The 19776-nt window shown below is 69.5% G+C and carries 19 protein-coding genes; 9 read left to right on the top strand and 10 right to left on the bottom strand.

The features are described from left to right. Positions 1-21: 21 nt before the first annotated feature. A complete protein-coding gene (locus tag ACIPSA_RS08995) occupies positions 22-477 on the top strand; it encodes a hypothetical protein (protein WP_402630693.1) in 456 nt (151 codons plus the stop codon). A gap of 46 nt (positions 478-523) precedes the next feature. On the opposite strand, the gene ACIPSA_RS08990 is transcribed toward ACIPSA_RS08995, so the two are convergent. Next, on the bottom strand, positions 524-2026 hold the full coding sequence (locus ACIPSA_RS08990; RefSeq protein ID WP_402630690.1) for a glycosyltransferase family 39 protein: 1503 nt from the start codon (positions 2024-2026) through the stop codon (positions 524-526). A gap of 110 nt (positions 2027-2136) precedes the next feature. Beyond that, positions 2137-3420, bottom strand: coding sequence for a glycosyltransferase 87 family protein (locus ACIPSA_RS08985; RefSeq protein ID WP_402630687.1), 1284 nt, complete (start codon positions 3418-3420; stop codon positions 2137-2139). 137 nt (positions 3421-3557) lie between these two features. Here ACIPSA_RS08985 and rfbA point away from each other — a divergent pair, with 137 nt between their 5' ends. Together rfbA and rfbC are read left to right on the top strand one after the other, a co-directional pair. After that, positions 3558-4490 (top strand): glucose-1-phosphate thymidylyltransferase RfbA, encoded by a 933-nt coding sequence (gene rfbA, locus ACIPSA_RS08980; protein ID WP_402630684.1) that lies wholly within the window; start codon positions 3558-3560, stop codon positions 4488-4490. 30 nt (positions 4491-4520) lie between these two features. Continuing rightward, positions 4521-5165, top strand: a complete 645-nt coding sequence (gene rfbC / locus ACIPSA_RS08975; protein WP_402630681.1) for a dTDP-4-dehydrorhamnose 3,5-epimerase — start codon at positions 4521-4523, stop codon at positions 5163-5165. A 182-nt stretch (positions 5166-5347) separates the two neighbouring features. On the opposite strand, the gene ACIPSA_RS08970 is transcribed toward rfbC, so the two are convergent. Continuing rightward, positions 5348-6706 (bottom strand): hypothetical protein, encoded by a 1359-nt coding sequence (locus ACIPSA_RS08970; protein ID WP_402630678.1) that lies wholly within the window; start codon positions 6704-6706, stop codon positions 5348-5350. Positions 6707-6709: 3 nt separating this feature from the next. On the opposite strand from ACIPSA_RS08970, the gene ACIPSA_RS08965 reads away from it, so the two are divergent. From ACIPSA_RS08965 to rfbD, 3 genes are all read left to right on the top strand, one after another. After that, positions 6710-6925 carry a hypothetical protein gene (locus ACIPSA_RS08965; RefSeq protein ID WP_402630676.1) on the top strand — a complete coding sequence of 72 codons (216 nt, stop codon included), beginning with the start codon at positions 6710-6712 and terminating at the stop codon, positions 6923-6925. 175 nt (positions 6926-7100) lie between these two features. Further along, entirely contained in the window at positions 7101-8075 is a 975-nt protein-coding gene (gene rfbB, locus ACIPSA_RS08960; protein WP_402630673.1) for a dTDP-glucose 4,6-dehydratase, read from the top strand. After that, complete coding sequence (rfbD, locus tag ACIPSA_RS08955; RefSeq protein ID WP_402630670.1) at positions 8072-8983, top strand: dTDP-4-dehydrorhamnose reductase; 912 nt, start codon at positions 8072-8074, stop codon at positions 8981-8983. The genes rfbB and rfbD overlap by 4 nt, the downstream gene beginning before the upstream one ends. Positions 8984-9038: 55 nt before the next feature. Here rfbD and ACIPSA_RS08950 read toward each other — a convergent pair whose 3' ends face one another. Beyond that, complete coding sequence (locus ACIPSA_RS08950; RefSeq protein WP_402630667.1) at positions 9039-9593, bottom strand: tetratricopeptide repeat protein; 555 nt, start codon at positions 9591-9593, stop codon at positions 9039-9041. A gap of 235 nt (positions 9594-9828) precedes the next feature. Here ACIPSA_RS08950 and ACIPSA_RS08945 point away from each other — a divergent pair, with 235 nt between their 5' ends. Continuing rightward, on the top strand, positions 9829-10965 hold the full coding sequence (locus ACIPSA_RS08945; RefSeq protein ID WP_402630665.1) for a glycosyltransferase: 1137 nt from the start codon (positions 9829-9831) through the stop codon (positions 10963-10965). 82 nt (positions 10966-11047) lie between these two features. Here ACIPSA_RS08945 and ACIPSA_RS08940 read toward each other — a convergent pair whose 3' ends face one another. From ACIPSA_RS08940 to ACIPSA_RS08925, 4 genes are all read right to left on the bottom strand, one after another. After that, entirely contained in the window at positions 11048-12322 is a 1275-nt protein-coding gene (locus ACIPSA_RS08940) for a glycosyltransferase (protein WP_402630662.1), read from the bottom strand. Between the two features lie 70 nt (positions 12323-12392). Next, complete coding sequence (locus ACIPSA_RS08935; RefSeq protein WP_402630659.1) at positions 12393-12842, bottom strand: tetratricopeptide repeat protein; 450 nt, start codon at positions 12840-12842, stop codon at positions 12393-12395. Positions 12843-13197: 355 nt separating this feature from the next. Then, positions 13198-13632: a hypothetical protein gene (locus ACIPSA_RS08930; RefSeq protein ID WP_402630656.1), complete on the bottom strand. Its 435-nt coding sequence runs from the start codon at positions 13630-13632 to the stop codon at positions 13198-13200. Between the two features lie 87 nt (positions 13633-13719). Further along, positions 13720-14931 (bottom strand): pyridoxal phosphate-dependent aminotransferase, encoded by a 1212-nt coding sequence (locus ACIPSA_RS08925; protein WP_402630653.1) that lies wholly within the window; start codon positions 14929-14931, stop codon positions 13720-13722. 126 nt (positions 14932-15057) lie between these two features. On the opposite strand from ACIPSA_RS08925, the gene ACIPSA_RS08920 reads away from it, so the two are divergent. Then, entirely contained in the window at positions 15058-15855 is a 798-nt protein-coding gene (locus ACIPSA_RS08920; RefSeq protein ID WP_402630650.1) for a hypothetical protein, read from the top strand. A gap of 154 nt (positions 15856-16009) precedes the next feature. Next, positions 16010-16870 carry a serine protease gene (locus tag ACIPSA_RS08915; RefSeq protein WP_402630647.1) on the top strand — a complete coding sequence of 287 codons (861 nt, stop codon included), beginning with the start codon at positions 16010-16012 and terminating at the stop codon, positions 16868-16870. A gap of 3 nt (positions 16871-16873) precedes the next feature. Here ACIPSA_RS08915 and ACIPSA_RS08910 read toward each other — a convergent pair whose 3' ends face one another. Both ACIPSA_RS08910 and ACIPSA_RS08905 read right to left on the bottom strand, forming a co-directional pair. Further along, positions 16874-18487 (bottom strand): amidohydrolase family protein, encoded by a 1614-nt coding sequence (locus tag ACIPSA_RS08910; protein ID WP_402630644.1) that lies wholly within the window; start codon positions 18485-18487, stop codon positions 16874-16876. A 13-nt stretch (positions 18488-18500) separates the two neighbouring features. Further along, positions 18501-19766 carry an alanine racemase gene (locus ACIPSA_RS08905; protein ID WP_402630641.1) on the bottom strand — a complete coding sequence of 422 codons (1266 nt, stop codon included), beginning with the start codon at positions 19764-19766 and terminating at the stop codon, positions 18501-18503. Positions 19767-19776 lie beyond the last annotated feature (10 nt).

The raw sequence follows: 19776 nt of genomic DNA, 5'->3' as shown, positions 1-19776 counted from the left end.
CGGTGGGCTGAGGAGAGCACCATGCAGAGACCGATGACTCCCTTCCTGGCCGCACTGGCCGTCGCGTCCTGCATGGCCGCGGCCCCCCAGCAACACCCCGCGGCAGCACCCACACCCCCGCCGCTGACCGTCATGGTCGAGTACACGGACAACCTGGGCCGCGTCCTCACGACCCCGGACGGACGCACGCTCTACCGCTACGACCGCGAGGACGCCGGGAAAGTCCTCTGTGTCTCGACCTGCACGGACACCCATAAGCCACTTCTCACCCGACCCGGCACCGAACTCCGGCTGCCGCCCGGCATCGTCGGCACACTCGGTACGGTCTCCCTCCCCGACGGCGGCGATCAGGTCACGTACGACGGCTCGCCCCTTTACACCTACACCGCGGACAAGCAACCGGGCGACACCGACGGAGTGACCCTCCATTGGCATGTGATCCAGCCACGCAATACGCCGCGGGCCCAGGGGAATTGACCTTCAGGGGAGGGAGGGCGCGGCCCTCCCTCCCCTGAACCTGGTGCTAGTCGTTGCGTACGAGCAGGGTGACGGTCATCCCCGCCAGCGACTGGCTCCAGGACGGCTTGTACCGGTTCCGCAGAACGGAGGCCTGGCCCTGGTTGATGGCGTTGAACGGGTCCGGGTCGGCACCGTGGGACAGGAGCCAGATGCGCTGCTCGCCCTTCAGGCATTGGTCGGGCACGGAGCAGTCGACCGCCGTGAGCTGGTTGATCTCACTCGGCGCGCTCTGCAGGAAGACGTCGCGCATCTTGAGGCCGCGGGGCAGGTAGTACTTGACTCCGGCGTCGATCTTCCACGAGTGCTCACGGTCGTAGACGGCGGCGTCCCCGGGCCGGTAGTGCTTCCTGATCAGGTCCGCCGCGGACCTGTAGTCGAGGGGGGTCTGCATGATCGGGGCGTCGTGGTCGTAGGGCTGTCGCACTTGTCTCTGGTCGAACAGGTTGAGGACGGCCAGCACCGCGAGGAGGGCCGTCGCGGCCTTCCAGGACTGACAGGCCGCGCTGAGGCCGGCGCCGGCGAGAAGCGCCCAGGCGGGGATGGTGAACAGCAGGTACGCGGGGCGGAAGTAGGAGACGTCGCCCTGGGAGGCGAGCCACACGAGCACGGGGGGCAGGATGGCCCAGACGCCGCACAGGAGCAGCGCAGACCTGCGCGGCGAGCGAGCCAGGACAGCGAAGCCGATCAGCGCTCCGGCGCACGCTCCGGAGGCGAGGATGTCCTGCCAGATGGCGAGGAGCGCCCACCCGTCGGGCACCTGAATCCACCACAGCTGGGTGTTGACCTGGGACCGGCTGAGCAGGACGAGAGGGGCGAGACAGACGGCGACGGCCAGGAGGGCGAGGGCGGACTTCCACCACAGGGAGCGGTCACGCCGCGCGTGGGCCGCGAGCATGCAGGCGTGGGCTGCTACGACGGACAGCGCGATCACGTGGAGCAGTCCGAGGCCGAGCAGCGTGAGTGCGTACGCGGCCCAGCGCCAGGGGCTGCGAGGGCGGTCGAGCACCCGGAGCAGCAGGAGGGTCGCGAGTGCCGCGAGGAGGATCACGAGGGCGTAGCTGCGTACCTCCTGGGCGTATCGGCTCACGGCCGGAACGAATGCGAAGAGGATTCCCGCAAGAATTCCGGCGCGCGATCCGAAGAGCCGTTTTCCGATGAGGCTCAGGACGGCCGCGGCTCCGGAAGCGGCGAGAACCGAGGGAAGCCGCATGGAAATGACGGAATCACCGAAGAGGCTCACCCACAGGTGCATCAGCAGGTAATACGTTCCGTGCACGGCGTCGACATTGTGCAGAGTGGCAAGGATGTGTCCCGCGTCGCGGGTCACTACTTCCCACGTGATCAGTTCGTCGCGCCCCAGCAGGGGTGCGGTCAGGCCGTAGCTGGTCACAGCGAAGGTGAGGGCGAACGGCCACAGCAGCTGCTGTGGCCGGTGTCTTCTCGGTGCGGCCGCCTCTGCATTCCGGATTTCTTCGCGCGGCGGGGACAGCGGCGTGGTGGCTACCATCGGGATCTCCACAAAAAAGAGTTTTGCTTCATGTGATGGTCGAACCCAGCGCCGTTCGGCTTTCCCGCATCACCTTGGGGAACTCTTCCTGTCGCCGGGTCCGCGACGTGCTACACCAGGTTCGGCTCGGCCGGGCTCCTGTCGACCACCTGTTGCCCGGGCACGCCCGGCGCATCGGACCTGTGGCGGAACTCATGGACAGTCGTCCGGAGCAGGGCGATCAGCGCCAGCAGCATCAGCACACCGTGCGCGGGCATCGAGAGATACGGAACCAGGGTCGCGGAGTTGCAGTACAGGTAGCTGCCGAACGAGGCGAGCTGCACCAGCACCGGCACGTACCAGAGCTGCCGGGGCAGCAGGAACGCGGCCAGCACGGTGAGCACGTCGGCAGTGAAGAAGTACCGCTCGTGCATCGAGGGCAGCAGGAACGGCACCACGATCGCGGAGCACGCGGCCAGCAGCACGATCCGGGTGTCCGTGAGCCCCGGCATGCCGGGACCGGAATCCGGTCCGCCGCGTCGGCCGCGCCACAGGGACCACACCGCGAGTCCGATCAGGAGGGCCACGAGCACTCCGGCGACCAGGACACCGGCGCTGCGTACGGCGTCGGTGTCGTCACCAGGTACCGCCACGAACTGGTAGAGGGACGGCCCGTTGACGGTCAGATAGTGGTACGTGTCCGCCTGCCGGGCGTAGACCGTCAGCAGCTTCCCCGGGTCGGCGCCGAGCAGGAGGGCCGGGACATCGAGCGCGAGGTACACCGCGGGAATGGCGAGCAGGCTCCGCCACGGCACCCGTCCCACCAGCACCAGGACGAGCAGGAAGGGAAAGAGGAACACCGCCTGGAACTTGACCGCCAGCGCGATCCCGAAGAACGTGCACGCCCACCACGGCCGACGGCGCAGCACATGGTGGATCCCGCCGACCAGGAAGGCCGTGTACATGGCGTCGCACTGCCCCCACCAAGCGCTGTTGGCGACGACGGTGGGCAGGAACAGCACCACCGTGGCCGCGCCGAAGGCCGTCCAGCGTTGCGTGGGCCGGAGCAGGGACACGATCCGGAAGCTGTGGTACGCCAGCGCCAGGTCGAACAGGATCGAGATCCACTTGATGCCCGCCAGCGACGGCAGCGGCAGGTAGGTCAGCGCGGTCAGCAGATAGAGGTAGGGGACGTTGTAGTCCGAGAAGCTGGGGTCGGCGAGAGTCTGGAACCCTCCGTGGCTCACGATGTGCCAGTACCAGGGTTCGAGAAAGGTGACGTAGTCACCCGACTCGAAGGGCAGCAGAAGGATACGCACCAAGAGGGCTACCGCCACCGTGGTGTATGCAGCCAGCGCCAGCACCGTCGAATCGGCGGTCTGCCGGCGGGGGGTCTCGGCGGCTGTGTCGAGCATTCCGGACTCCGTTCAGGTCGCGCTCGATCGCGCCGTGCGGACGGCATCCGGGCGCGACGGCGATCAGTATGTCCGAAACATTCCATGACGACGTGTAACAAACCGGTATTTACTGGCAATTCGCCTATGGTGCTGCCATGCGCGGAATTCTCCTGGCCGGGGGCACCGGTTCGCGACTGTGGCCACTGACCCGCTCGGTGTCGAAGCAACTGCTGCCGGTGTTCGACAAACCGATGGTCTATTACCCGCTTTCCACACTGGTGATGGCCGGTGTGCGCGAGATCCTGGTCATCACCACCCCCGAAGACCAGCACCAGTTCCGCCGCTTGCTCGGTGACGGCCGTCAACTGGGCCTGCGGCTGGAGTACATGACGCAGGAGCGTCCGGAGGGCATCGCCCAGGCCTTCCTCCTGGGGGCCGACTTCATCGACGGCGAGTCGGTGGCCCTGATCCTGGGCGACAACATCTTCTACGGGAGTGGCCTCGGCACCAGGCTGAGCCGCCACGACGACGACCTCAAGGGCGGGAGGGTGTTCGCCTACCAGGTCGCCAACCCCTCGGCCTACGGTGTGGTGGAGTTCGACGAGTCGGGCCGGGCGCTGTCCATCGAGGAGAAACCGGCCCGGCCGAAGTCCCGCTATGCCGTGCCCGGCCTCTACTTCTACGACCATCATGTCGTGGAGGTCGCCCGCGGTCTGCGGCCCAGTGCCCGGGGCGAGTTGGAGATCTCCGACCTCAACCGGGTCTATCTCGAGGCCGGGACGCTGCAGGTCACCCGGCTGGACCGCGGCACCGCATGGCTGGACACCGGGACCTTCGCTTCCATGATGCAGGCCTCGGAGTTCGTCCGGGTGATCGAGGAGCGCCAGGGCTTCAAGGTCGGGTGCGTGGAGGAAGCGGTATGGCGCGCCGGACTGATCGATGACAACCGGCTCCGCGAACTGGCCCAGCCCCTGCTCAAGAGCGGATACGGCCACTACCTGCTCGGGCTGCTGGAGGACTACCGGCATGCCGTCGTGCCCCAGAGAGGCGGCGGACCGCGCCGCGAAGAACCGCTGGGCCGACCCTGAACCGACTGCGCGGCGAAAAGGAGCATTCGCATGGAACCACTTGGCATCGAAGGGGCCTGGGTCGACACGCCCAAGGTGTTCACGGACGGCAGGGGCAGATTCCATGAGTGGTTCAAGGGGGAACAGTTTCGTGATTCCACCGGCCACGGACTCCGACTCGCGCAGGCCAACTGCTCCCGCTCCGTTCTCGGAACTCTCCGCGGCATCCACTACGCATCGGTTCCACCGGGCCAGGCCAAGTTCGTCACCTGCGTCAGCGGTGCCGTCCTCGACGTGGTGGTCGACATCCGCACCGGTTCCCCGAGCTTCGGGAAGTGGGAAGCGGTCAGGCTCGACGACACGACGCACCGCAGCGTCTACATCTCGGAAGGGCTGGGCCACGCCTTCATGGCGTTGGAGGACAATTCCGTCGTTGTCTACCTCTGTTCAGAGGGATACGCGCCGCATCGCGAATACGGGATCAATCCGCTCGACTCCGAGTTGGCCATCGCCTGGCCCGGGGAACTCGTCCCGCACCTTTCCGAGAAGGACGCCGCCGCGCCCACGCTGGAGGAAGCCGGTCGGCAAGGTCTGCTGCCTTCCTTCGAGGACTGCGCCGTGTATCGCGGCGGGCTCACCGAAGGAATCTGCGAGGAAGGCACGGAGAAAGCAGGTCTATTGAGGCCGCTCGGGTGATCCTCGCGCAAGTCGTGGCGTGACCCGTGACCATTCAATTGGTGAGAGATTAAGAATGGTTTTGTCCGTAGCCAAGGGCGACGTGACGCGCATGCGAATAAAGCCCACGGGGTCCGCGCGTGCGGTCTGATTCCCTCCCAGTTCCTGAGGAAGTTCTCTTGAACCGTAGAACGATCCGAAGTTCACGCCTGAGGTCCGCCACGCTGATGTCCGCGGGCGCGCTGGCGGTGGTGCTCAACGTTGCGCCGAGCACGGTGGCCATCGCCGACGCGATCCACAGGTCGGGCTCTGTGCCCCAAGCGACGTCCAGCAGCACGAACGCAGACATGGCCGGCGGCCGGGGCAACCGGGGCGACCGGGGTCCGAAGGGCGACCGGGGCCCCCAGGGCAAGCCGGGCCATGACGGCAAGCCCGGCAAGCGGGGTCCGCAGGGCCCGCAGGGTGCTCAGGGCGCACAGGGAGCCCAGGGTCCGCAGGGTCCGCAGGGTCCGCAGGGTGCGCAGGGTGCGCAGGGTGCGCAGGGCAAGCGGGGTCCGCAGGGCGCTCAGGGTGCTCAGGGCGCGCAGGGCGCGCAGGGCGCGCAGGGTGCTCAGGGCGCGCAGGGTCCGCGGGGTCCGCAGGGCGCGCAGGGTGCTCAGGGCGCGCAGGGCGCACAGGGTGCTCAGGGTGCTCAGGGTCCGCAGGGTCCGCAGGGACCGCAGGGACCGCAGGGAGCTCAGGGCGCTCAGGGTGCGCAGGGCCCTCGTGGATTCCAGGGATTCCAGGGTGCGCAGGGAGCTCAGGGCGCCCAGGGTGCGCAGGGAGCTCAGGGCGCCCAGGGTGCCCAGGGTGCCCAGGGTGCTCAGGGTGCTCAGGGTGCGCAGGGCCCTCGGGGATTCCAGGGATTCCAGGGCGCTCAGGGTGCCCAGGGAGCTCAGGGAGCTCAGGGAGCTCAGGGAGCTCAGGGAGCTCAGGGTGCGCAGGGCCCTCGGGGATTCCAGGGATTCCAGGGTGCACAGGGAGCTCAGGGAGCTCAGGGTGCCCAGGGCGCGCAGGGAGCTCAGGGCCCTCGCGGATTCCAGGGATTCCAGGGCGCGCAGGGTGCCCAGGGCGCGCAGGGCGCGCAGGGTGCACAGGGAGCTCAGGGAGCTCAGGGTGCCCAGGGCGCGCAGGGAGCTCAGGGCCCTCGCGGATTCCAGGGATTCCAGGGTGCTCAGGGTGCGCAGGGCCCTCGGGGATTCCAGGGATTCCAGGGCGCCCAGGGTGCTCAGGGCCCTCGCGGATTCCAGGGATTCCAGGGCGCGCAGGGAGCTCAGGGCGCGCAGGGAGCTCAGGGAGCTCAGGGCGCGCAGGGTGCTCAGGGTGCTCAGGGAGCTCAGGGAGCTCAGGGAGCCCAGGGAGCCCAGGGCGCGCAGGGAGCTCAGGGCCCTCGCGGATTCCAGGGATTCCAGGGCGCGCAGGGTGCCCAGGGCGCGCAGGGTGCTCAGGGAGCCCAGGGTGCTCAGGGTGCCTCGGGAATCAAGACGTACGTCAACTTCGCCACCTTCGCTCCCCCGGAGCAATCGGTGATCGCCTCGTGCGACACCGGCGACATCGCCACCGGCGGCGGATACTTCTCGGAGGCCGGTGCCGACATCTCGCTCAACAGGCCCGTTCCCAACGATACAGGGGACACCCCCATCGCGTGGGAGGTCGGCAGCGCGCCCACCCTGAGTGGGCCTCTGCCCGCTCCCCCCAACACGGTCACGGCCTACGTGGTCTGCGCCGACATCACCCCGTAACTCCCACGCGAACGGCAGCGCGCCAGCTGCCGTCCGCTTCCCCTGGGAATGAGCGACGGTGCCCCGAGGCTTCGGCCTCGCGGGCACCGTCCGCGTTGCGCCCGTGCCCGCGACCTGGCACCGGAAGGGAAGCCCCGGCGCTGAAGCGCCGGGCAGCAGGAAGAATCGGAGAGCTATGCGCGTCCTTGTAACCGGCGGCGCTGGATTCATCGGCTCGGAATACGTCCGACGACGGCTGAACTCGGAGCCGACAGGGCGGATCACCGTCCTCGACACACTCACCTATTCGGGGGTCGAGGCCAATCTCGCACCGGTGGCGGAACACTCGGGCTACACCTTCGTCCGGGGCGACATCTGCGACCCAGACGTGGTCGACCAGGTGATGGCGGGCCAGGACGCGGTGATCCATTTCGCCGCCGAGTCGCACGTGGACCGGTCGATCGACGGGGCCGGTCCGTTCGTCCGCACCAATGTGATGGGCACGCAGGTGCTCCTGGACGCGGCCCACCGGCACGGTGTCGGCCGCTTCGTCCATGTCTCCACCGACGAGGTCTACGGCTCGATCGGCGAAGGCGCGTGGACCGAGGGGTGGCCCCTGGCGCCGAACTCCCCGTACTCCGCGTCGAAAGCCGGCTCCGACCTGCTGGCTCTCGCCTACCACCGCACCCATGGCCTGGACGTCGTGATCACCCGGTGCTCCAACAACTACGGGCCGTACCAGTTCCCCGAGAAGGTCATCCCGCTCTTCATCACCAACCTCATCGACGGGAAGACGGTCCCCCTCTACGGAGACGGCCGCAACATCCGCGACTGGGTGCACGTCTCCGACCACTGCCGGGGCATCGACCTGGTCCTGCACGGCGGCAGGGCCGGGGAGGTCTACAACATCGGCGGCGGGACCGAGCTGAGCAACCACAAGCTCACCGGCCTGCTGCTGGACGCGGTCGGCGCGGGCTGGGACCGGGTCGAGTACGTGGCCGACCGCAAAGGCCACGACCTGCGCTACTCGCTGGACGACAGCAAGATCCGCGAGCACCTCGGCTATGCCCCGCAGGTGCCCTTCACGGAGGGCCTGACCGCCACGGTCGCCTGGTACCGCGCACACCGCTCCTGGTGGGAGCCGCTCAAGGAGAGGGCCGCGCTGCGATGACCACGAGCTGGCTGGTGACCGGCGCACGCGGGCTCCTCGGCCAGGACGTGCTGGCCGAGCTCGCCGCCGATCCGGACGCCACGGTGACGGGACTGAGCCGGGACGGGCTCGACATCACCGACCCGGCGGCCGTCCGCGCCGCCGTCGCCGGTCACCGAGTGGTCGTCAACTGCGCCGCGTGGACGGACGTCGACGGCGCCGAGCGGTCCGAGGCGGCGGCCACGGCCGTGAACGGCACAGGAGTCCGCCACCTCGCACACGCCTGCGCGGACAGCGGCGCGCTCCTGCTCCACATCTCCACCGACTACGTGTTCCCGGGCGACGCCCGTCATCCGTACCCCGAAGACGCCCCGACGGCGCCCGTCAACGCGTACGGGCGAAGCAAACTGGCGGGGGAGAGGGCAGTCGTCGAACTGCTGCCCCGCACCGGCTACGTCGTGCGCACCGCCTGGCTCTACGGCGCGCACGGCCGGAACTTCGTGGCCACCATGCTGGAACTCGCGGCCCGGCACGAGACCTTGGACGTGGTGGCCGACCAGCACGGGCAGCCGACCTGGTCCCGGGCGCTCGCCCGACAGCTGGCCGCCCTCGGCCGTGCCGCGCTGACCGGACAGGCACCGGCCGGCATCTACCACGGCACGGCGGCCGACCGCACCACATGGTGCGGTCTGGCGCGTGAGACCTTCCGGCTCAGCGGCCTCGATCCCGAGCGGATCCGCCCGGTCGGCTCGGACAAGTTCCCGCGTCCGGCCGCCCGCCCGGCCTTCGGCGTCCTCGGCCACGACAGCTGGCTGCGGGCCGGCCTGGCCCCCCTCCCCCCGTGGGACGACCAGCTGACGGCCGCCCTGAAGGAACCCGCGTTCGCCGACCTGGCCGCCGCGGCCCGGGCGAGCGCCCGCCACACGTAGAAGGCGCCCTGCGGAACCGGACGGTCCGCAGGGCGCCTTCCGGGGCGCCAGGCACTTACCGGTCCACGGACTCCTGGAACTGCTCCGGCACTTGGGAAAGAAGCCGGTGATCGACCGCCACCGCATGACGGAACGCGTCCTCGGCCTCGGCCTTGCGGTTCTGCTCCGCAAGGAAATAACCCAGTTGCAGATAGACCGAGGTGGCCTTCGGATCGGCGTCAGCGGCACGCTTCAAGAGCTCGATGGCCCGGTCGGGATTGCTCGACTTCAGCAGATTCGCCTCGCTGTAGAGAGCGGACATGAATGACGGATCGGTCTCCAGGGACTTCTCATAGGCGGCGACCGCATCCGCCGTGTTGCCGTTCTGCTGCCCGACGAGGCCGAGGCCGTACCAGGCGAACTTGTTCTTGGGGTCCAGTTCCAGTACACGCCGGTAGTCCCGGGCGGCCGCGAGGGAATCCTGTTTCGCCATGTGATCAAGTGCGGACCGCAACAGCGTGTCCGCCTGCTTGCCGTTCCGGGGCATGGACGCGGCCTTGGATTCCGACCGCACGGTCGACGGGGATGGAAGCGCCCAGACGGTCACCCCGGTGGCGACCGCCGCCGTCACGGCGAGCCCTGCCCACAATCTCGTACGTTTCATGGGGTCACTTTTCGTGGAAGGTGGCGGACGGATGGAGTCGGCCTGTCTCAGGTCGTCCGCACCGACGTTACGAGTCGCCCCCGACGGTGCCGTCGTACGGCAGGCGCGAGGGGCGTTCAGACCACTCGAATGCACGAGTCCCGAGAATGGTTGCGGCCCAGCCTCTTTGCCTGGCTTTCATCGGCTGGATTGGATGGGACCCGTGAAGTCAACGGTCTGTCTCAACATGATCGTCAAGGACGAGGCTCCGGTTATCCGGCGTTGTCTCGAATCCGTACGGCCCCTGATCGACACCTGGGTCATCGTGGACACCGGCTCGACCGACGGCACGCAGGAGGTCATCCGCGACGTCTACAGCGACCTGCCCGGCGCACTGTACGAACGGCCCTGGAAGGGGTTCGACGGCAGCCGTACCGAGGCGATCGAACTCGCCCGTGCCGGCGCGGACTACCTGCTCTTCATGGACGCCGACGACGTGATGGAGATGGCGCCCGGCTCCAGCATGCCCGAGCTGACTCAAGACGCCTACCGGCTCACCATCAGGAGCGGGTACTACACGCACCGGCGCCGCGCCCTGGTCTCGACCCGGCTGCCGTGGCGGTACGTCGGTGTCCTGCACGAGTACCTCGACTGCGGTTCGCAGCACAGCATCGGGAACCTGGAAGGCGCCACCATCGTCGTCGTGGGCGACGGGGGACGCAGCAGGGGGAAGAGCGTGCGGGAGAAATACCTGGGAGACGTCGAGATCCTCCAGCAGGGACTGATCAAGGAGCCCGACAACGAACGCTATGTGTTCTACCTGGCCAAGAGCTGGGGCAACGTGGGTGAGTTCGAGAAGGCGGTCGAAGCCTACGACCGCCGTGCGGGCATGGGCAGCCTGGACGAGGAGGTCTTCTTGGCCCGCCTGTTCGCCGCACAGTTGGCCGAGAAGCTGGAGCGGCCGCCGGCCGAGGTGATGGACCGCTACCTCGGTGCGCACGAGAGCCGCCCCACACGCGCCGAGGCGCTCGGTGAGCTCGCGCGCTGGTGCCGCCTCAACGGGCAGCGGTGGCCGCTCGCCCACCTGTTCGCGCGGCAGGCGGCACGCCTCCCGTATCCGACGAACGACCACCTGCTCGTCGAGCCCGACTGGTACCGCTGGCGCGCGCTCGACGAACTCGGGGTGTCCGCCTACTGGGTGGGGGAGTACGAGGAGTCGGAGGACTGCTGTGAACGCCTGCTGGCGGGCGACGAGTTGCCCGCCGAACATCGTGACCGCGTGCTCCAGAACCTGGAGCTCTCACGACGCCACCTGCGCTCGAAGCAATTCGCCGCGGCGAGGCAACGCGTCGGAGTCTGAAACGGTGTGAGTCCGGCCCGCAGACGTCGAAGGCGCCCGGTGGAACCCCACGGTCCACCGGGCGCCTGCCGTTTCGCGGGACCTAGACCAGCAGCTTCCCGCCGCACCGCGCGGCGCCGTCCTTCATCGCGATGAGGTTGGCGACCACGTACGAGATGTCGTTCTTGGAGTGCCAGTCGCTCGGGAAGTAGGTGACCAGCCGCGACGACTGGAACTTGGCCTGCAGATCCGGCACGAAGGTGCGGTACTGGTCGTCCGTGTAGTACCAGAACGAGTTCTCGTTGTAGTAGGCGACGTGGGTCGGGTCCTGGTACGCGCCGCGGCCGTCTGAGCTGGGCGTCATGGTGAGGAGCATGCCACCCGGTGCCAGCAGCCGGTACAGCTCGTTGATCAGCGGCACCTTGTTGGGCACGTACTCCAGGAAGTCCACCGCCCGCACCAGCCCGACGGAGCCGTCGGTCAGGTCCAGCTTCTCGGGCAGGTTCGCCACGATGTCGACGCCCTCGGCATCCCGCCGGTCCACCCCGACGTAGCCCGGGGGCTTCCGGTGGGCCGCGCCGAGGTCCAGGGCGAGCAGTCCGCGCCGGTAGGTCCAGGCGAGGGCGTTCGCCTCGATGTACTTGTCGTACAGGACGACCGTCTCGCGCTGGATGCGCGCGTTGATCTCCGGGTCGCTCTGGGTGTTCCCGGAGTGAACCCGCTGGAGGTAGAGACAGCGGTCGATGTGGTGGAAGTCGCCGAGGTGGAAGAGGCGGCACATCAGGTCCTGGTCGTCCAGAACCGTACGCTCGGCGTCGTACCCGCCGACCTTCTCGTAGCTCTTCTTCCGGAACGCCCGCACATGGTTGGGCGCGTACCAGATGTAGGCGACATTGTGCGGCGTCGGTGCCAGGGAGACGACCTGCAGCAGCTTGCGGCCGTCGACGTCCACCTCCTCGTACTGCCAGCCGAACGTCTCGTCGAACCGGGTGTCGTCCCGCCTTCCGTCCTCGGTGATCTGCGCGGTGTTGCTGTAGACGAAGACGGCCTCGGGATTTTCGTCGAACGCCTTGCCGAGCTCCGCCAGGCACGCCTTCGCCAGCCGGTCGTCGTGGTCGAGTTCCACGAGGATCTCGCCGCGCGCCAGTTCACAGGCCCTGCGCTTCGCGGCCCCCACCCCGTCGACGTCGTCCGCGATCTCGACGCGGACCCGGTCGTCGGGCCGCTCCGGCCGCCACCGGGCGCCGTTGTTGAGCAGGACGATCCACTCCCAGTCCGAACAGGTCTGTGCCTGCAGGCTTGCCAGGCACTCATCGAGGAAACGGGGCCGGTGGCTGGGGGTGAAGACGGAGAACCTCGGTGTCGCGGTCGACGTCATCTGTTGCTCCCTGCTTGGCTCGATGTCGGTGATGGGGTTGAGGGGGTTGAGGGGATCGGGGAGTTGGGAATCACCGGAATTCCTCCGGTACTTGGGAACGCAGCGAGGGATCGTCCTCGAGCGCACGACGGAACTCCTTCGCGGCGTCGTCGTCACGGTCCTTCTGCGCCCAGATCCGTCCGAGGTGCAGATGTGCCGTGCCCGCCTTCGGCTCGGCGTCAATGAGACTCTTGAGGAGTTCGACGGCCCGGTCGGGATCGCTCGACTCCAGCAGCAGCGATTCGTTGTAAAGAGCTGACTGGAACACCGGATCGATCTTCAGCGCGTTGTCGTAGTCCGCACGGGCGTCGGCCACCCTGCCGTCCCCGTGCGCCATGACTCCCAGGTTGTACCAGGCGTACTTGTTCTGCGGGTCCAGCTCCAGAACTCGCCGGTAGGCGCGGTCGGCCGCTTCGAAGTCGTGGTTGTTCTGCTGCAGAATGCCCGCCTCCAAAAGCGTATTGGCATCCTGCTCGTTCATGTTCTGTGATGACGGGGGCTTGGAGTCCGGGGGCACTGCCGAGTAGGAGTGAATTGCCCACGCCGTAACTCCGGTGGCAGCTGCCGCCATACCGAAGAGCCCTGCCAACAATTGCCTGCGTTTCACTTTGTCACATCTCGTGGAATAGTGAGGGGCGATGGCGTGCCGGAGCCCGAACCACCGTCTTTTCCAACGACGTTACGAGGCATTGGTGATGCAGCCGCCGTTCGGCGGGCACTTGGTGCGCGCAGTCCACCCGAATGTACGCGTCGCGCGCACAGAAAAATGGCGCCCGGTCCGCGCGTCGCTGCGGGTGCACGCGGACCGGGGCCGTCGAGGGGACCCCGGGGAGGGGTCAGTGGGCCGCGCTGAGTTCCTTCGGGCCCGCCAGCGCGGCGGTGTGCGCGTCCATGCGCTCGGCGGACAGGATCGCCGCCGACGTGTCCGCGCGGGAGGCCGCGACGACGAGGGCGCGACCGGCGAGGGTGTGCGCCCGCTCGTGCAGGGCCGCCACCCGGGGGTCGGCGGCGGTGCCGGACGCGCGGGCCGGCGTGCCGCCGCCCCGTAGACGGGCCACCTGCCCGGCGAGCCGTTCGGCCGCCAGGTCCAGGTCGGTGGACGGCGCGAGCGCCCGCAGCTCGTCCGTGACGGCCAGCAGTGCCGCGAGGTGCCCCGCGAGCTGGATGTCCAGCTCCTCCTCGCGTGAGCGGTGGGGGAAGTCCGAGGTCGTGCCGGCCATCGTGCCGTGGACGGACCTGCGGGAAGGCCCCGTGCGGATCGGTTCGTACATGGGATGGCCTCCTGTGCTCTGACAGGAAGCCATCCTAGCTTAGATTTCGTCTAAAGTTGACCCTTGTCACGGGCTGCGGTCCCTCGGCTACGGCTGGCTGTATCCGTCCAGGAAGTTGCCGATCCGGGTCACCGCGTCCCGCAGGTCCCCGACCGTCGGCAGGGTCACCACCCGGAAGTGGTCCGGCTCCGGCCAGTTGAAGCCGGTGCCCTGGACGACCATGATCTTCTCCTGGCGGAGGAGGTCGAGGACCATCCGGCGGTCGTCCTTGATCTTGAAGACCTGCGGGTCCAGGCGCGGGAAGAGGTACAGCGCGCCCTTCGGCCGCACGCACGTCACGCCCGGAATCTGCGTCAGCAGCTCGTAGGCGGTGTCCACCTGCTCCTTCAGCCGCCCGCCCGGCAGCACCAGGTCGTTGATCGACTGTCGGCCGCTCAGCGCGGCCACGACCCCGTGCTGGCCCGGCATGTTCGCGCACAGGCGCATGTTCGCCAGGATCGTCAGGCCCTCGAGGTAGGAGTCGGCGTGCGCGCGCGGGCCGGAGACGGACATCCAGCCGACCCGGTAGCCGGCCACCCGGTACGCCTTCGACATGCCGTTGAACGTCAGTGTCAGCAGGTCGGGGGCCACGGCCGCGGTCGGGGTGTGCGTCGCGCCGTCGTAGAGGATCTTGTCGTAGATCTCGTCCGAGCAGACCAGCAGGTTGTGGCGGCGGGCGATGTCCGTCAGGCCCTTGAGCACCGTCTCGTCGTACACCGCGCCCGTCGGGTTGTTCGGGTTGATGATGACGATCGCCTTGGTGCGGTCGGTGACCTTGCGCTCGATGTCGGCGAGGTCGGGCATCCAGTCGGACTGCTCGTCGCAGCGGTAGTGGACCGCCGTGCCGCCGGCCAGCGACACCGCCGCCGTCCACAGGGGGTAGTCCGGCGCCGGTACGAGGACCTCGTCGCCGTCGTCCAGCAGGCCCTGCATCGCCATCACGATCAGCTCGGAGACGCCGTTGCCGATGAAGACGTGCTCGACGTCCGTCTCGATGCCGAGGGTCTGGTTGTGCATGACGACCGCGCGGCGGGCCGCCAGCAGGCCCTTCGCGTCGCCGTAGCCGTGCGCCGTGGAGACGTTGCGGAGGATGTCCTCCAGGATCTCGGGCGGGCACTCGAAGCCGAAGGCGGCGGGGTTGCCGGTGTTGAGCTTCAGGATGCGGTGACCGGCTGCTTCGAGGCGCATCGCCTCCTCGAGAACCGGGCCCCGGATCTCGTAACAGACGTTGGCGAGCTTCGTCGACTGGATCACCTGCATGCACGTGAGCTTACGGCCCGGTAACGCCCTGCGGGCCGTGTTTTCCACCACGTGAGACGGTGCGCTTTGGCCTGTTATCGCCGGTAGCTGTCCCAGCCGCCCCTCCCGTACCTAGAATTCCCGGCCATGTCCAGCCATCGCCAGTACGAAAACGGGGCCGGCGGCGCGAATGCCGCGAACGGCGCGCCCGAGGCGCACGGCATCCCCGAGGCGGGTCCCGCGGGCGGTGGGCCCGCAGGGTCGCCGAACGTCTACCACCCGCAGGCCGCGCCGGCCCCCGAGTACGGCCAGTACGCCGATCCGGCGACCGCGCACGGCTGGCAGAACGCGTACGACGAGACGACTCAGCTGCCCCGGGTGCCCGACGGGACGGCCGTCCTGCCGGTCGCCCCGGAGGTCGCTCCGGCGGGAGTTCCGGAGGTCGCTCCGGCAGTCGCCACGGCGGTCGCTCCGGAGGGGCCGGGCCGGGCCGAGGCACGCCGCGCCCAGCGCAGGCGGAGCCGGCCGCGCTCGCGCCGGGTGGTGATGGCCGTCGGGGCCGTGGGGGCCGTCTCCCTCGCCGTGATCACGGGGATGTCCGCCTTCTCGGGGTCCTCCTCGGACGGGCCGCAGGGCAAGGGTGAGCGCGCCGGTTCGAGCGCCGAGGACTCCGGGGCGCCCAGCGACCCGCAGTCGTCCGCGGCGCCCACCGCCACCGGCTCGCCGGACAGTGCGGTGCCGGGCTCCGCGGCCTCCGCGAGCGCGACCCCGGAGGCCTCGGTGAGCGGTTCCGCGACCGGGACGGAGAGCGGCAGCCCCTCGCCCGCGTCCTCCACGGCGGGCGCCACCGCGACCGCCGGTCCGTCGGTGACAGCCTCCGCGAGCGACGCCGGCCAGGGCGGCCGCCCCGGTCACGGCAGGGGCCGGACCAAGAGCCCCAAGTAGGCCTGCTTTGAGGTGAGTTGAGTATGCGGTCCGCCTCGCGCGGATCGCATACAAGTTCTTGCCGTGATCTCCCGCGCCCCTCACAATGCCCATGACAAGACGACAGGCGACCGGAAGATCTCCGGTCGCTCACGTCTGCAGAGGGGACCCCCACATGAACAAGCCTCTCCTTGCCACGCTCGCGGCCCTGGTGATCACCGGGGCGGGCATGGCACCCGCGGCGGCCGCCACGATGACGCAGAAGACGGCCACGGCGACGAAGAGCACGGCACCCACGCTCAAGGCCGTCAACTTCGCCGGCACCGTCTCGCTCAGCAACTGCTCCGGCTCCGTCATCCGCTTCCCGGCCTCCGCGGACAGCGACCCGGCGCTGGTGATGACCAACGGCCACTGCCTGGAGACCGGCTTCCCGGAGCCCGGTGAGGTGATCGTCGACCAGTCGTCCAGCCGCACCTTCGGCCTGCTCAACGCGTCGGCCACGCGGGTGGGCACACTGCGCGCCAGCAAGGTCGCGTACTCGACGATGACCGACACGGACGTCACGATCTACCAGCTGACCACCACGTACGCGCAGATCAAGAGCACGTACGGGATCAGCGCGCTGACGCTGCAGGACACGCACCCGACCGCCGGTACCGCCATCACCGTCGTCTCCGGCTACTGGAAGCGGACCTACGCCTGCAACATTGACGGGTTCGTCTACCGCCTCAAGGAGGGCGACTGGACCTGGAAGGACTCGGTCCGCTACACCTCCGCCTGCCAGACCATCGGCGGCACGTCGGGGTCCCCGGTCATCGACAACGCCACCGGAAAGGTCGTCGCCGTCAACAACACCGGCAACGAGGACGGCGAGCGCTGCACCGAGAACAACCCCTGCGAGGTCGACGCGAGCGGCAACGTGACGGTCCGCCAGGGCATCAACTACGCCGAGGAGACCTACAACATCCCGGGCTGCTTCACCACCGGCAACAAGCTGAACCTGAGCGCGAGCGGCTGCACCCTGCCCAAGCCGTAACCGTCACGGGAGCGGGGCGCGGCGCACCGCCCGCCCCGCCAGTACGTCCGTCCGGCGCCCGTCCTCGATCACGAACCGGCCGTCGACCAGGACGTGGGGGATACCGGAGGGCAGCGCGCGCGGCCGCTCGAAGGTGGACCCGGCCGCGACCGTCTCCGGGTCGAACAGGACCAGGTCGGCGCGGTACCCCTCGCGGACGAGTCCGCGGTCCGGCAGGCGCAGCCGGGCCGCGGGCCGTGAGGTGAGGTGGGCGACGCACTCCTCCAGGGAGAGCACGCCCAGCTCCCGCGCATACCGGCCGAGGTAGTGCGGGAAGGTGCCGTACGCCCGTGGATGCGGCTTGGTCCCCTGGAGGATGCCGTCCGAGCCGCCGGTGTGCGTGCGGTGCCGCATGATCGCCCGGACGTTCTCCTCGTGGCCGACGTGCTGGAGGACCGTCGTGCCCAGCCGGTCCTCGGCCAGCAGCCGGCGCGCGGTCGTCCAGGGGGCCTCGCCGCGCAGCCGCGCCGACTCCTGGACCGTACGGCCGACGTACTCCCCGAGGGCCGGGTCCGTCACGCCGGAGACCTCGATCGTGTCCCACTCCACGGGCACCCCGTGGCAGCCGTCCGCGCCGACGGCCTCCATGTGGTGCCGGATCCGTTCGGCGGTCACCTCGTCGGCGAGCCGGCCGAGGACCGCCTCCGGGCCGCCCTCGCCGGCCCAGCTCGGCAGCAGCGCGGCCAGTGTCGTGCAGCCGGGGGTGTAGGGGTACGTGTCGAGGGTGATGTCGGCCCCGGCGGCGAGGGCGTCGTCCAGCAGGGCGAGGAGCTCCGGTGCGCGGCCCGCGTTGACGCCGAAGTTCATGGTGGCGTGGGCGAGATGCAGCGGGCAGCCCGCCTCCCGGGCCAGCCCCACCATCTCCGTGTACGCCTCCAGGGCGCCCGCCCCGTACGAGCGGTGATGCGGGCAGTAGTAGCCGCCGTACTCCGCGACCACCCGGCACAGCCCGGTGAGTTCGGCGTCCCCGGCGTACATGCCCGGCGTGTAGGTGAGCCCGGACGACATGCCGACCGCGCCTTGTTCCATGCCTTCCGCGACCAGCCACCGCATCCGGTCCAGCTCTTCCGGTGTGGCCTCCCGGTCCTCCCAGCCGACGACGAGCGCCCGGACCGTGCCCTGGGGGACGAGATAGGCCGCGTTCACGGCGATTCCGCGGTCGAGCCGGTCCAGGTACTCGCCCACCGACCGCCAGTCGAAGTCGATGTCGTCGCCGTACCCGTTCCAGCCGGTGACCGCCCGGCGCACCTCGTCGAGCGTGCGGTCCTCGACCGGCGCGTACGACAGCCCGTCCTGGCCGAGCACCTCCAGCGTCACGCCCTGCGCCGCCTTGGCGCTGTGGTCGGGGTCCCGCAGCAGGGCCAGGTCGCTGTGGGCGTGCATGTCGATGAAGCCGGGGGAGAGGACCAGGCCCTCGGCGTCCAGCTCCCGCATCGCCCGGGGACGCTGACAGCCGGCGGCCGCCGCCTCCTTGACGATCGAGACGATGCGGCCGCCGTCGATCAGGACATCGACGCGGTACGAGGGATCCCCGCTGCCGTCCACCACGTCCGCGTCCCGGACGACGAGCTGCTCCACGGCCGGTGACCTCCTAGAAGAACGTGCGGATGTAGTCGACGACCGTCCCGTCCGCCTCGGCCACCGGGATCAGCTGCCACTTGTCGAAGGACGTGCAGGGGTGGGACAGGCCCAGGCCCAGCCAGTCGCCGACCTCGACGTCCGCCTCCGGGCCGGTGCGCAGCCACAGGTGCTGGTCGGACAGGGCGGTCACCTCGATCCCGGCCGCCGGGCGCTCGACGCCGTCCCGGCGCACCACCTGGGCGACGGGCAGGCCGAGGTCGTGGGCGGCGTCCCGCTTGCCCGCGTTGACGAACGCCTCGGTCGCCGACGGGCGGGACACCACCTGGGCCCACAACCGGAACGCGGGCTCCAGGGCGCCCTCCTCGGGCACCCGGTTGAACGGGGTCTGCTTGCGGTAGTGCACGTCGTCGTGCGAGACGTATGCGCCCGAGCGCAGCAACTTCAGCACCGGCCGGGAGAGTTCGGGGATCTCGGCGAAGACGTCGGCGACCGCGTCGAACCACTCGCTGCCGCCCGCGCTCACCACGATCTCGTCCGCCTGGGCGAACCGCCCCGCCTTGTCGAACTCCGCGGCGATCCCGGTCAGCCGGCGCAGCCAGGCCCGCACCGGGTCCACACCGGCGCCGGGGACCTGGGCCTCGTAGCCCGCCACGCCCACCAGGCGCAGCGTCCGCGCGCCCGCCACCGCGTCCGCGACCGCCGCGCACTCCGCCTCCGTGCGCGCGCCGGTGCGGGCGCCCCGGCCCGCGCCCAGCTCGACGACGACGTCCACCGGGCGGGCGGCGCCCCGCAGAGCCGCGTCCATCAGTTCCACCCCGCGCACGGAGTCGACGTAGCAGACGAAGCGGAAGTCGTCGTCGCTGTCGAGTTCGGCGGAGATCCAGCGCAGGGCCGCCGGGTCGACCAGCTCGTTGGCGAGGAAGATCCGCCGGATGCCGAACGCTCGCGCCACCCGCACCTGGTGCGGCACCGCCAGGGTGATGCCCCACGCCCCGTGTTCGATCTGGCGCCGGAAGAGCTGCGGGGCCATGGAGGTCTTGCCGTGCGGGGCGAAGGTGAGACGGTGCCGGGCCGCGTACGTCTCCATGAGCCGCAGGTTGTGCTCCAGGCGCTCGGCGGACAGGGCGAGGACGGGCGTCGTGAAGCCGTCGGTGAAGAGGTTGCGCCGCTCGGCGGTCAGCTCGCCGACGGTCAGCCCGTCGGCGTCCGGGGGGAGGCCCTTGAAGCGGTGGTCTACCCGTTCCCCGGCCAGGCGGGCGAGCGCTTCGGTGCTCATGGAGCCTCCC

It is taken from the genome of Streptomyces sp. NPDC086549 (assembly GCF_044746205.1).
In the GTDB taxonomy this organism is placed as follows: Bacteria; Actinomycetota; Actinomycetes; order Streptomycetales; family Streptomycetaceae; genus Streptomyces.
Note: the sequence above shows the minus strand (reverse complement) of the source record. Positions and strands in the feature narration are given on the sequence as shown.

Excerpts from the sequence above, each read along its gene's own strand:
- rfbC (WP_402630681.1), top strand. The coding sequence starts at position 4,521 with ATGGAACCACTTGGCATCGAAGGGGCCTGGGTCGACACGCCCAAGGTG.
- ACIPSA_RS08990 (WP_402630690.1), bottom strand. The coding sequence starts at position 2,026 with ATGGTAGCCACCACGCCGCTGTCCCCGCCGCGCGAAGAAATCCGGAAT.
- ACIPSA_RS08995 (WP_402630693.1), top strand. The coding sequence starts at position 22 with ATGCAGAGACCGATGACTCCCTTCCTGGCCGCACTGGCCGTCGCGTCC.
- rfbA (WP_402630684.1), top strand. The coding sequence starts at position 3,558 with ATGCGCGGAATTCTCCTGGCCGGGGGCACCGGTTCGCGACTGTGGCCA.
- rfbB (WP_402630673.1), top strand. The coding sequence starts at position 7,101 with ATGCGCGTCCTTGTAACCGGCGGCGCTGGATTCATCGGCTCGGAATAC.
- ACIPSA_RS08905 (WP_402630641.1), bottom strand. The coding sequence starts at position 19,766 with ATGAGCACCGAAGCGCTCGCCCGCCTGGCCGGGGAACGGGTAGACCAC.
- ACIPSA_RS08915 (WP_402630647.1), top strand. The coding sequence starts at position 16,010 with ATGAACAAGCCTCTCCTTGCCACGCTCGCGGCCCTGGTGATCACCGGG.
- ACIPSA_RS08920 (WP_402630650.1), top strand. The coding sequence starts at position 15,058 with ATGTCCAGCCATCGCCAGTACGAAAACGGGGCCGGCGGCGCGAATGCC.
- ACIPSA_RS08935 (WP_402630659.1), bottom strand. The coding sequence starts at position 12,842 with ATGAACGAGCAGGATGCCAATACGCTTTTGGAGGCGGGCATTCTGCAG.
- ACIPSA_RS08930 (WP_402630656.1), bottom strand. The coding sequence starts at position 13,632 with ATGTACGAACCGATCCGCACGGGGCCTTCCCGCAGGTCCGTCCACGGC.
- rfbD (WP_402630670.1), top strand. The coding sequence starts at position 8,072 with ATGACCACGAGCTGGCTGGTGACCGGCGCACGCGGGCTCCTCGGCCAG.
- ACIPSA_RS08985 (WP_402630687.1), bottom strand. The coding sequence starts at position 3,420 with ATGCTCGACACAGCCGCCGAGACCCCCCGCCGGCAGACCGCCGATTCG.
- ACIPSA_RS08940 (WP_402630662.1), bottom strand. The coding sequence starts at position 12,322 with ATGACGTCGACCGCGACACCGAGGTTCTCCGTCTTCACCCCCAGCCAC.
- ACIPSA_RS08925 (WP_402630653.1), bottom strand. The coding sequence starts at position 14,931 with ATGCAGGTGATCCAGTCGACGAAGCTCGCCAACGTCTGTTACGAGATC.